This window comes from Mucilaginibacter yixingensis, from assembly GCF_041080815.1.
GTDB classification, from domain to species: Bacteria; Bacteroidota; Bacteroidia; order Sphingobacteriales; family Sphingobacteriaceae; genus Mucilaginibacter; species Mucilaginibacter yixingensis.
Genome location: NZ_CP160205.1, coordinates 305414 through 317419, shown reverse-complemented (window position 1 = coordinate 317419; position 12006 = coordinate 305414). Strand labels below are relative to the sequence as shown.

General features: G+C 45.7%; 11 protein-coding genes and 1 tRNA gene. 5 read left to right on the top strand and 7 right to left on the bottom strand.

The genetic code is table 11. The annotated features are described in order from the left end of the window. Positions 1-21: 21 nt before the first annotated feature. Positions 22-1230: an MFS transporter gene (locus tag ABZR88_RS01375; protein WP_107829411.1), complete on the bottom strand. Its 1209-nt coding sequence runs from the start codon at positions 1228-1230 to the stop codon at positions 22-24. Positions 1231-1701: 471 nt separating this feature from the next. On the opposite strand from ABZR88_RS01375, the gene ABZR88_RS01370 reads away from it, so the two are divergent. Together ABZR88_RS01370 and ABZR88_RS01365 are read left to right on the top strand one after the other, a co-directional pair. Next, positions 1702-1962 carry a DUF3820 family protein gene (locus ABZR88_RS01370; RefSeq protein ID WP_107829177.1) on the top strand — a complete coding sequence of 87 codons (261 nt, stop codon included), beginning with the start codon at positions 1702-1704 and terminating at the stop codon, positions 1960-1962. A gap of 71 nt (positions 1963-2033) precedes the next feature. Beyond that, a tRNA-Ala gene (locus ABZR88_RS01365) sits at positions 2034-2107 on the top strand. Between the two features lie 63 nt (positions 2108-2170). On the opposite strand, the gene ABZR88_RS01360 is transcribed toward ABZR88_RS01365, so the two are convergent. Together ABZR88_RS01360 and ABZR88_RS01355 are read right to left on the bottom strand one after the other, a co-directional pair. After that, entirely contained in the window at positions 2171-3766 is a 1596-nt protein-coding gene (locus tag ABZR88_RS01360; RefSeq protein WP_245917065.1) for a glycoside hydrolase, read from the bottom strand. A 147-nt stretch (positions 3767-3913) separates the two neighbouring features. Beyond that, positions 3914-4279 (bottom strand): nuclear transport factor 2 family protein, encoded by a 366-nt coding sequence (locus ABZR88_RS01355; protein WP_107829178.1) that lies wholly within the window; start codon positions 4277-4279, stop codon positions 3914-3916. A 218-nt stretch (positions 4280-4497) separates the two neighbouring features. Between ABZR88_RS01355 and lpxK the strand changes: the two genes are divergently transcribed. Genes lpxK through ABZR88_RS01340 form a run of 3 tightly spaced genes read left to right on the top strand, consistent with a single transcriptional unit; the run spans position 4498 to position 8436 of the window. After that, entirely contained in the window at positions 4498-5562 is a 1065-nt protein-coding gene (gene lpxK, locus ABZR88_RS01350; RefSeq protein ID WP_107829179.1) for a tetraacyldisaccharide 4'-kinase, read from the top strand. Then, positions 5525-6340 carry a purine-nucleoside phosphorylase gene (locus ABZR88_RS01345; protein WP_107829180.1) on the top strand — a complete coding sequence of 272 codons (816 nt, stop codon included), beginning with the start codon at positions 5525-5527 and terminating at the stop codon, positions 6338-6340. Before lpxK ends, ABZR88_RS01345 begins: the two co-directional genes overlap by 38 nt. Next, a complete protein-coding gene (locus ABZR88_RS01340; RefSeq protein WP_107829181.1) occupies positions 6340-8436 on the top strand; it encodes a putative porin in 2097 nt (698 codons plus the stop codon). The genes ABZR88_RS01345 and ABZR88_RS01340 overlap by 1 nt, the downstream gene beginning before the upstream one ends. Positions 8437-8602: 166 nt before the next feature. On the opposite strand, the gene ABZR88_RS01335 is transcribed toward ABZR88_RS01340, so the two are convergent. The 4 genes from ABZR88_RS01335 to ABZR88_RS01320 form a co-directional block, all read right to left on the bottom strand. Next, entirely contained in the window at positions 8603-9163 is a 561-nt protein-coding gene (locus ABZR88_RS01335; protein ID WP_107829182.1) for an NADPH-dependent FMN reductase, read from the bottom strand. A 192-nt stretch (positions 9164-9355) separates the two neighbouring features. Further along, positions 9356-9769 (bottom strand): hypothetical protein, encoded by a 414-nt coding sequence (locus ABZR88_RS01330; RefSeq protein ID WP_211309831.1) that lies wholly within the window; start codon positions 9767-9769, stop codon positions 9356-9358. 73 nt (positions 9770-9842) lie between these two features. Then, the gene (locus ABZR88_RS01325; RefSeq protein WP_107829183.1) at positions 9843-11555 is read right to left on the bottom strand and encodes a M56 family metallopeptidase; all 1713 of its coding nucleotides are present in this window, start codon (positions 11553-11555) and stop codon (positions 9843-9845) included. A gap of 20 nt (positions 11556-11575) precedes the next feature. Next, the gene (locus ABZR88_RS01320; protein WP_107829184.1) at positions 11576-11947 is read right to left on the bottom strand and encodes a BlaI/MecI/CopY family transcriptional regulator; all 372 of its coding nucleotides are present in this window, start codon (positions 11945-11947) and stop codon (positions 11576-11578) included. Positions 11948-12006 lie beyond the last annotated feature (59 nt).

The following is a 12006-nucleotide window of genomic DNA, read 5'->3' as shown; positions in this document are numbered from 1 at the left end:
AAAATAGTCACCAGAATGTCTTTAAGCGTGGGCGACCGGCGACGGCTGTTGCATTTGTCGGCGACTGCTTAAATGGACAATGAGCACAATTGCAGACAGTACAATGCCCACCGTACATACGCCGTTCCACTGAAACTTGTCCCACACCAAACTAGCCAGCAAGGTGCCTGATGAGCCACCGATAAAATAAGACACCATATAAACTGTATTGATGCGGTTGCGCGCCAGTGGATTTAATGCGAAGATGATGGCCTGGTTAGAAATATGTGTGGCCTGTACACCTACATCCATAACCAGCACACCTATAGCCAGACCGATAAGGCTGCTACCTGATGCCATGAATACACCAAACGAAACAATAATAAGGATGATGGTGAAGGTAGATAGTTTATAAGCGTCCATGCGATCGTTTAGTTTACCCACCAGTCCGGCGGCAATAGCGCCTGCTGCACCGATGAGGCCGAAAGTCCCCGCAGCCTCACTGCCCAGGTTAAACTGCGGTTGTTTGAGCAGGAATACCAGTGTGGTCCAGAAAGCACTGAAACAGGCGAAACACAAAGCGCCGCGCAAAGAGGCAATACGCAAGCGGGGTTCTTCTTTAATAAGGTGAACGAGCGAGATCATGAGCTCTTTGTAATTGCCTTTATGATCGGGCTCTACCTCGGGCAGGGTAAAATAAACCAGCGCCCAGATAATAAGGTTTAGACCAGCTGCAATATAAAACATGCCCCGCCAGCCAAAGTTGCCACCAATAAACCCGCTGATGGTACGCGAGAGCAGGATGCCAATAAGCAGGCCGCTCATAATAAAGCCAATTTTTTTACCACGCTCACTCGGTTTAGCCAGGTGGGCGGCCATGGGTACCAGCAATTGCGGGAGCACAGAAGTAATACCCACAAACAGGCTGGCAACTAACAATACATTGATGCTTGGCGCCCAGGCTGTGATTAATAAAGAGGCGATGATAAAAACAAAATCAACCAGCATGAGTCGCTTGCGCTCAAACATATCACCCAGGGGGACAATGAACAGCAAACCGAGGGCGTATCCAACTTGCGTGAGCATGGCAACTTGTCCGGCTTTGCCGTTGTTTACATGGTAAGTGTGGGCAATATCGCCCAGCAGGGGCTGGTTATAATAAATATTGGCTACAACAAAACCGGTAGTAATGGTCATGATCCATAAAGTGGCTGATGTTAGGGTTGGTTTTGTTGTTTTTTGATGGTTCATTTGCTGGTGTTTGCTGTTTTTTATTTTATTTTTAATAATAGACACAATTTGTGCAGTTATTGTGCGTTTTTGGTCTGGTATTTTGGGTTGTTTTGTGTTTTTTGTAAAAATCTATCGGTTGATTATGGTTAAGAATATGTAAACTGATTGTTAATAAATATATTTTATTCCCATTTTGATTAAAAATAATCGTTTTGATACTTAAAACTAAAATCTGATACGATTATGACAAACTTTTTTCACTTTTTTTAAGAAAAATTAAACGAGTTTAAAAAATAAGTGTTACTTTTACACCGTATTCAAAAGATACTCAAAATCGTCTTCTCATAATTTAGGTTTATAATTGGTTAGTAAAGGCCCCTGCCCATCAGGGGCTTTACTTTTTTATAAACTTTCGGGTGCAAAAGTACAGGTGTGTTTTTTTAGAAAGATTTACTGAAAGTAAAAATTGCAGATACTTACTTTTGGGCAATGGAAAATGTAGAGCCCAACAAGCAGGTTTTAATTGATATTGTAAAAACCCGTATGCCTTACGGTAAATACAAGGGCACGCTGATAGCCGACCTACCCCCGTACTACCTGGAATGGATGGCCAGTAAAGGTTTCAGCAAAGACAAGCTGGGTATGCTGCTATCAACCACTTTTGAAATTAAAACCAACGGGGTGGGCGCAATATTAGAGCAGATTAAGCAGCATGTAGCCCACATGGAGCGTGGGCAGGGCGCTAAATGAGCAATCTGCTGATAAAAAAATTATTTTTTGCTTTTAATAATTGCAGATTGCTATATTTGCAACCCGCAATTGGGGGATTAGCTCAGCTGGCTAGAGCGCTTGCATGGCATGCAAGAGGTCATCGGTTCGACTCCGATATTCTCCACTGAAAACAAAAAGCCTTACGAGTTCTCGTAAGGCTTTTGTGTTTAAAATCTTTTGCCTCAAATCAATCTTTGATCAGCCTTAAAAAGTAGACGTCATTTTGCGCCAGTGTCAGCGTTTTGCTGAATGTGCCGTTGCCGGCTACGGTAACGGTTGTTGTCGCCAGCGGCTGTTCATTATTTTGCTGTTGTTTTATTAAGGCTGCCTGTTGACGGGTGAGTTGTGCGGGGGCTTGCAGGTCGAGATAAGCGGTATAGGCATCATGTGCGCGGTACCCTGTTTTATTGATTTGCAGTTGGTATTTACCCGGTTTCAATCCGCTTAAATTTAGGTGAAGTTGTCCGATTGGTTGGGCCGGGTGTTCCCGGCGATAGTATACCTGATCGTTAGTAGAGTCGCCGGGATGATCGATGGTGCAGTTCCAAACCAGGGCCGAGATGTTCCCGCGGTCATCTTTAGTAATGATGGCACTTGAGTCTTTACTGACAATTTCATATTTGCCCAGGTTGTTCAGATACTGGTAAGCATAGTAAGCCGGTTTTTTGATATCCTGATAATTAACCAGACCAAAACCACCATGAAAAGGTGTTGAGCGCGGGCCGTTCTCTTCAAAGATATCGGTGAATGTCCAGTACGAAAGGGAGGTGACGGCAGGTGAAGCACGTTTAATATTATCAAGGATGAACGATGCTTCTTCATAAGTATCATGCAGGTAATCTGTCGGGGTGTATGACGAGCTCCATTCGGTATAATGCAATTCCAGGTTAGGCATGGCAGAGTTTGTAATCTGCTGGCGCGACTGACGCATGGTTTTGGCCACCGCATTTTTGTCTGGATTGATGATGGTGCCCGCATCGCCGGTAAGATCAACAAAGCCGCGTTTTACACTGTAGGTATGTGTAGAAACAAAATCAAGCGGTACGTTATTGGTTTTGCAAAAGCTAATCATCTCGGGTATCCAGGCGCTCCCTGCGGTGGCCGGCCCGCCTACCCGGTATTTGGGGTTTACGCCTTTTATGGCTTTGGCTGTGGTTTCATAAAGTTTAAAATAATCGGCCTGCTTGCCTGCGAAGAAGATGTTCAGATTGGGTTCGTTCCAAACTTCGAAATACCATTGCTGCACCTCGGCTGCGCCATAACGCTCGGTCCAATGTGCAACCAGGTGTTTAATCAGGTCTGCCCATTTATTAAAGTCTTTGGGTTGGGTAATGTTGCCTTTCCACCAAAAAACGGTCTGATTGCCGCTGGCCAGGGCTTTAGGCATAAAGCCAAGCTCAACAAATGGGCGCACTTTTATAGATAGCAGAAAATCATACAACTCATCTATATACTGCCAGTTGTAAATGGGGTTGCCCTGCTTGTCTTCGGTATAAACACCCATGTCATCAGTAAGCAAGCCATGAAACCTGATGTATTCAAACCCACAATCCTTTTTCACCATGCGTAGTTGGCGTTGCCAATCAGCCCGCAAACCTTCATTGGCTCTACCGGCGCCAACGCACATTTTATATGCCTGGTTAAGCGGGCCACTTATTTTACTGACATCTGCGTCAACGACTCTTACCGACTGTGCTTTTAGATTTTGTGCTTCTGACGATTGCACACACTGCATTATAGCCACCAGTGCGCACACCGTTTTAAACAGGTTGAATTTTCTCATTGTAAAAAGGCGGATTTGAAGGTTTATATCCGTGCTTTGGTTGGGGCTTAAGATAGCTATTTTATTTAGAGAGCAGGGTATTAAACACAAACGCCGCAGGTACCTGCGGCGTTTGTGTTAATTAAGAAAGGTTGATACAGCCAGCTATTACATATCCATGCTGTAGAAAAAACGATCACTTACAATTTTGTCGTTTTTTACCTCATATACAGCAATTTCTTCAATATTCATCTGGCCGCGCTCTTTAAAAGTAACGTCCATTTTAAGACTGATAGAGAAAAAGTTGCCGGCAACCTGCGCGTCTGATACCTCGGCACTGTTAATGCTCTGTACTGAAGCTTCCCATTCTGCGCTTTTGTTTCTTACTGCTGCTTTACCTTCGGTACGCTCGTTAGGTATGCCCGGCATTTCGTGGCTTACAATGTCATCAGCATAAAAATCGTCAATGGCATCCATAAATTTGCCGGCCTGCAGGTGCTGAACAAATTTGTCAGCAATTTCTTGAGTAGTCATAATTTATTGTTTTTAGGTGAATAAGTATTTACTGTTGGTTCGAGATCGGGTGTGGCGGTCAATTTATCTCTTGCCAGCAAAGATGTCTTTAATTAACCTTTCAGGCGCGCTCTGGTTTGTGAAATTTTTGTTATGAATGGATAAAGATCAATCGTTTATCTGGTTGGTTGCTTGCTGAGATTGGCGAGCGTCAAGTTTTAGTATCTTTACCATCTGAAATGAACAACCTGCGCTGGCTTTTATTCCCGTTTGCTTTGTTGTATGGCCTGGTGGTTACCGTGCGTAACTGGCTTTACAATGCAGGCGTATTTAAAAGCCGGAGTTTTGATTTGCCGGTTATCTCCGTAGGTAACCTGGATGTGGGCGGAGCGGGTAAAACACCGATGACCGAATATCTGATCCGTCAGTTTAAGGATGATTATCACCTGTCTACACTCAGTCGTGGTTACGGTCGCCGTACCAAAGGTTTTTTATTGGCTGATGTAAAGCCTTCGGCTACCTTAGTTGGTGATGAGCCGGCACAGATCAAACATAAATTCCCGGATATTACTGTTGCTGTTTGTGAGGATAGGGTAGCAGGTATTGAACGCTTGCAGGCCGATCATCAGCTAATTATTATGGACGATGCCTATCAGCACCGCGCCGTAAAACCCGGATTGAGCTTGCTGCTGTTTGACTATAGCAAATTACAAGGCATTAGCCTGATGTTGCCCGCCGGGAATCGTCGGGAGCCCTTCATCGGGCGCAAACGGGCCGATGTGATTATTATTACCAAGTGTCCGGCAAATCTAAGTGATGCTGAACAACAGCGCATGATCAGTAAAGCATCGCCTTTTCCCCATCAGCAGGTATTTTTCAGCACCATTATTTATTTGCCGTTTACCAATTTGCAGGGACAGCCGGCTAGTGTGCAGATTGATAACGATACCACCGTTTTCCTGCTTACAGGTATTGCCGGTACCGGGCCGCTTACCAGGCATCTGCAAGCATTTACATCGCACATCAATCATCATAAATACCCCGATCATCACCCGTTTACGTTAAAAAATATTGCTAAACTTGCCGATGATTTTAATGCCTGTACCGAACAAAAAAAGCTAATCATCACAACAGAAAAGGACGCACAGCGTTTAGGTGAACAGGGTTTACTGCAGCAGGTAAGTAAACTCCCTTTTTATGTACTACCTATCGGGATTGATTTTTTAGGCGATGGCAGGCAGCAATTCAATAAATTAGCAGAAAATTATGTTAGAGAGCATAGAACACACCACCGCATATATTAAAAGTCGCATCGGCGATTTTGAACCCGAGGTAGGCATTATCCTGGGCACTGGCCTGGGTAAGCTGGTAAACGAAATTGAGATTGAAAAACAGCTGATGTATTCTAACATCCCTGATTTTCCTATCTCAACCTTAGAGTTTCATGCCGGTAAGCTAATTTTCGGTACACTGGGTGGTAAAAAGGTGGTGGCTATGCAGGGCCGTCTGCACTATTACGAGGGCTATAACATGCAGCAGATCACTTTCCCGGTTAGGGTGATGAAGATGCTGGGCATTAAAGTGTTGCTGGTATCAAATGCCAGCGGTGCGCTTAACCCGGCCTTTAAGAAAGGCGATTTGATGGTGATTGAAGATCATATTAACCTGCAGCCGCATAACCCGCTTATTGGCAGAAACGAGGAAGAATTGGGTCCGCGTTTTCCGGACATGAGCGAGCCATATAAACTGGACCTAATCCAGAAGGCGCTGGATATAGCATCGGCTCACCAGATTACCTGCCACAAGGGGGTATATGTAGCCGTTACCGGTCCGAACCTTGAAACGCGTGCCGAATACAAATACCTGCGTATTATTGGCGGCGACGCCGTGGGTATGAGTACCGTGCCGGAGGTAATTGTGGCCAACCACATGGGCCTGCCGGTTTTTGCTATTTCTGTTTTAACTGATGAGGGTTTCCCGGATACGTTGTCGCCGGTATCGGTAGATGATATTCTGGCTATTGCGCAGGAAGCCGAACCCAAAATGACCCAGGTATTAAAAGAACTGATTGCCGGCCTTTAATGCTACATAAACTGAAATATCTTTTACTGGTGTTCAGCTGTTTGCTGGCTACTTCTGCTGCTTTTGGCCAGATTATAAATGGTACAGGTACTTATCCTAACCAGCAAGGCGCTTACGGACAGGGCTCGCTGCTGCAAAACCCTAATGATACTTCCAGGCGCAAAGCCGCCCGCCAGCTTACCGGCGATGAATTAATGGATACCCTGCGTGCCCGCGAAGAGAAGAAAAAAGACTCGGTTATACTCAACTCCAAGTTTATCCGTGTTACCAATGAGCTGTTGCTGACAGATAGCACACAGGTTTTTCCGCTGGATACCGGGTTGACCAACTTTGAGAATTATAGTCCGCTGTATCAGCCTAAATCGCCTAAAATAGGTTTGGGTAGCTTGGGTTTGCCAGAGCGCGATCTGCTTTTTGAGCCCCGGCAAACGGTTGGGTTTGATGTGGGCCTGCACTACCTGGATGCGTATATGTTTACCCCGCAGGATGTTCAGTATTACAAGGCGCGGGTGCCTTACACCAATATGTACCTGGTAACGGCCGGGCGTAAAGAGCAGGTGTTTAAGGTTATCCATACGCAAAATATCAATCCGCAATTAAATATTGGGGCTAATTTTAACCTCATTGGTTCGCAGGGTTTTTATAACCGGCAGGGAGTGAGTGATTTGAATGCTGCGTTGTTTAGCTGGTACGAGTCAAAAAGCAAGCGTTATAACCTGCTTACCAGCATGGTGTTCAATAACCTGCGCACGCCGGAGAGCGGCGCCATCCGTAACGACTCGGTGTTTACCGCTGGTTCTTTTGATAAGATAACCGAGCCGGTGCGCCTTACTAACGCTATAGACCGTATTCGGAATAATACTTTTTACCTGAAGCAGTTTTATTTTATAGGGCACATAGATAGCACCGCTACCGGTGGCAAGATTTTGCCTACACAACGTGTAACGCATACGTTCTACTACAATAAGCAGAGCTACATCTTTACTTCCAGCGGACCGGATACTTATAAGGTTTTCCCCGATTATTTCTACAACAACACCCTCTCACGCGACTCGCTGGGGCTGACTGACATTCATAACGATTTCTCTTATAGTTTTTACCTGCGTGGGCGCTCGGTTGGCTTTGTGAAAAATGAGGTTAAGCTGGATCTGGGTATAGCGCACGATCTTTATCACTACTCGCAATGGGTGAGCGACTCGTTGGCTACTTCTGTAGGGCAGATCTCGCGTAATGACAGTATTGCGGGCCGAACCTTTCAGAACATCACGCTGAAAGCTAAGTTTAGCTATCGCTTTAGCGACAGGCTGTTGCTGGAGGGTAATTTTCAGCAGGTTGCACAGGGTTACAATGGCGGCGACTACCTGTATGATGCCAAGCTGCACATTGCTGGCGGCCGCCGGGCCGGGCGCATTATTTTAGAAGGCTATGCGCAAAACAACACACCGTCGCTGGTTTTTACCAATTGGGTATCCAACCACTATGTGTTCAAGAATAAGTTTGATAACCAGAAGATCACCAGCGCGTCTTTCAACTATATTAACGATGCCCTGGCGCTTGATCTGAAGGCGCAATATTACCTGATATCAGACTACCTGTATTTTAAAGCGCAGACAGGCGGAATAGACGCTACGCCAACGCAGTTAACCGCACCTATTAACTTGCTCAAAGTATCATTAAGCAAAAGCTTTAGCTGGCGCCGCTGGCACATGGATAACTACCTGGTTTACCAGAAGACCGACTACCAGTCTACCCTGCGCACGCCAGAGGTTTATCTGTACAGCAATATTTATTACAACAAGTATCTGTTTGATGCCATTAACTTAACCGTTGGTGCTAACGTGCGGTATAACAGTACTTACGTAGCGCCGTCATACGCGCCATCCATCGGTCAGTTTTATAATGGTGCCGATGTAACGTTCACCTCGTATCCATACATAACAGCCTACGTAAAAGCAACGCTGAAAAGCACCAATATTTTTGTGATGTATGATTACGCTAACCAGGGCATATTCAGTCCCGGTTTCTACACGGTTAACCGCTACCCGATGCAGGATAGGTTGTTGAAGATTGGCGTATCGTGGGCGTTTTACAATTGATTTTATTGAGGCCGAAAGCAATATTATAAATACGTCATTGCGAGGAACGAAGCAATCTCTGCGAAGGACAATCGGGACATGCATATCCGCTCTGCAAGTACAGAGATTGCTTCGTTCCTCGCTATGACGTGAACAGTTAAGGTCTTTCTGCTTTCAGCTCAAAACCTTAATTCAGCACATCGGCATTAGCGGCCACGCGCTCTGCCAGCCACAAAAACTCGTGCATAAAAGTGTCTATGCTGCCCTGGAACGATTCGTCAACCAGGTTGCCATCTGCGTCAAATTTCTTATCTACAAAAGGCGTTACCAGTAGGTTAGGTGAAGCAATGCCAAACAAGCCTGCGGTTAGCAACAACATTTGCTGTGCCGCACGCATACCACCCAGTGCACCTACAGATGCAGTTACAATACCAAAAGTTTTATGCATTTGCTTAGGGAAGTGATCAAACAGGTTTTTCATGGCAGGCGAGAAGCTGCTGTTATACTCTGGGGTTACTACCACAAAAGCATCTGCGGCAAACATGCGCTCGGCCAGTTCGCGGTGCTCGGCAGGGGCTTTCTCTGGCGATGAGTATACCGATTGGATCATCGGCAAATCATGCTCGCGCATGTCAATCAGGCCAACTTCGTGCCCTGTCTTCTCACTTAATAATTTGTGCAGATATAGCGCCAGGCGGTTAGTTACGCTAACCTTTCTCGGGCTTCCGGAGATGATTTCAATTTTCATAGTGTCCCAAAGGTAAATCCTTCGGAGCTGAAAGCAGAAAGGTAAAAGCAGAAAGTTTTATTAGAAACAAACAGCTTGTGGTAGCTGATCTAAATCAGATTGTCAATGACAAGATCCGTAACTATTAGCCAGACTTACGAAGTTTTAGAAACTTCGTAAGTCTTCATTCAAATTTGTGTTATCGCTTTTAGCCTAAGCGGCCGCTTTCTTCGACTTAAAGATTGCTCCGGCTATAACAGAAAATAGGCCCAGGATAATGCCGCTGGCAATGCCCACAAATGGTCCTACCATCAGCATCATTTGGCGGGGATGGACGGCAAAATAACCTGATTTGGGTTGCATGGCGGCCATGTCTGGATGATGGGCGGTGTAGGTATCAAAAAAAGACAGGTGCAGGCCCGTTATCCATACGCAGTTAAGCAGACAGGTAATCATACCATGCCAAAAATATTTTCCCGGCGCACGGCGGGCAATAATAATCGCGCATACCAGGAAGATAGGCAGCCAAAACATCCATTCAGTTTGCGTGGGAATAAAAGAGATGGTAGCCAGGGCCATAGCCAGCCCAAATAACGATAGCAGAAAGCAAAGTCGTAAATTAATCATAACAGGGGTTTGAAAGGTTGTTGTTAAATATAATTATTTAATTGGAAACCTTTTATACGCGTCTGTTTTGTAATTAGTTACGGGCTGTACTGTCGGTTGTGGCTTTTGGAGCCGGCGTGTGGTTCTCCACCAGCGAGAAACTGATGGGCACCGTGTATTGCTGTCTTATGGCATAACCATTTTGCAGGCCAGGGTTCCATTTAGGCATGTTGCTAAATACGCGGATAGCTTCTTCGTCACAACCGCTGCCAATGCCGCGCAAAAGTTTAATGTTGCTGATGGAGCCGTCTCGCTCAACTATAAAGGTTAAAAACACCTTGCCTTGTACATTGTGCGTGCGGGCTTCTTCCGGGTAGCGGATGTTTAAAGATAGATAACGGTAGAAGGCTTCTATACCACCGGGGAAGCCGGCAGATTGTTCTACCGCAGTAAACACCTCGTTGTTATTCTCTGGCTGCGGAGCTGGTTTAACCACAGGTGGCTTCTTGTTGTTATTGGCAAATAAAGTGAAGCTGATAGGCACGGTAAACTGCTCGCGAATAGGCTGACCGTTCTGTACGGCTGGGTGCCATTTGGGCGATAATTTTACAACCCGCATCGCCTCGTTGTCAAAAGCAGGAGCAAGGCTCTGGGTAATCTTGAAATTGCTGAGTGCGCCGTCTTTCTCGATGATAAAACTTACCAGCACTTTCCCCTGGGCGTCAACCTCCTGCGGGTAATGCATATTCATCGCCAAAAAAGCATAAAACGCATCAAGGCCGCCAGGGAACTCGGCAGTTTGCTCAAGCGCTGTATAATCTTTAATGCTATGCTCATTAAATGGCTGCGCGCTATTGTTGGGTGCAGTCATTTCCTCGGGAATCTCGCCCGAGTGATCGTTCGTGATGGCATTGATAGCCGGTGTAGCAAATACTTGTTGCGCCCGGTTTTGAATGGCGTTAACCGCCTTGCTGTTATTTACCGTGGCTGACGACAAGATCAGCATCAGCATAAACAGCGGTGCCGATAACCAGTATTTAAACAGCATAATACGTGCCGAGCGGTTCTTTTGCAGCATTTTAATCCGCTCTTTGAGCATGCTGTTGTTAAAGAACGGATTAACCATACGGTGCGGCGGTGCGTGAAAGGTTTGCGCTACCAGCAGCATGGCATATTCGGCTTTGTCGGCACCGCCATGCAGGGCATCGCGGTCGGCAATAAACTCGTGGATGTGACGGATGGCATTGCGATATAGGTACACCACCGGGTTAAACCAGTTGAGGATGGTTATGGCTTCAATCAAAATAATATCGGCCGAGTGCCACTGGCGGGCGTGCGCTTCCTCATGCGCGGTGATGTACATGTTATCAGCATCGCTCTCCTCAATCCTGATCTTGTTAAAGAATGAGAAGGTGCTTGGTGCTTTGGGTTGAAGGATATCTACCTGCAGCTGAATCAGCTGATAAAAGAATCGGCAGAAAAAGAACAATATCCCCGCGCCGTAAACAGCTGCGAGCACCTCGCCCAGGGTTACCTGGCGTTGTGTATGTGCCATGGCGGCTACGTTGAACTGGTAGATAGCATTGGGATCAACCCGCAAAATAGTTTGCTGTACCTTTTGTGTGATGAACAGTTGTTTTACCCATGCCGATTGCACCAGCGGCAGCGCGAATGACAATACCGCTCCGCCTACCAGGTAAACCCTGTTCAGGTTAAAAAAGGTCTCCTTACGTAAAAACAGCATGTAAAAGCTGAAGAATAGCGTAAGGTAAATGTTGGCCAGCAAAAGATAATGCCACCAGTTCATAGGTTCAGCGTTTTAGCTAATTACTTATCTTTCAGTTTTTCAATTAACTGCATAATCTCGTCGGCCTCTTTCAGGTCAATCTTTTCTTTCTGAACAAAGAAAGAGAACATGCGTTTCACTGAGTTATCAAAATAGCCGTTCAGTAATTTATCAGTCGCAAAGTTTTGGTATTGCTCGCGGGTAATCAGCGGGTAATACTCATGGCTTTTGCCAAATGCGTTATGGCCAATAAAGCCCTTAGTCTCCAATATCCTGATAATGGTAGACACAGTATTATAAGCAGGTTTAGGCTCCGGCAGCTGATCTATCACCTCCTTTACAAAACCCTTCCCCAATTGCCACAATACCTGCATAATCTGCTCTTCGGCACGCGTTAACTCTTTGATTTCCATTTTAATTTTACTTAGGGCAGCACACACTATGTGCAATAAAACAATATATAAACTTATAA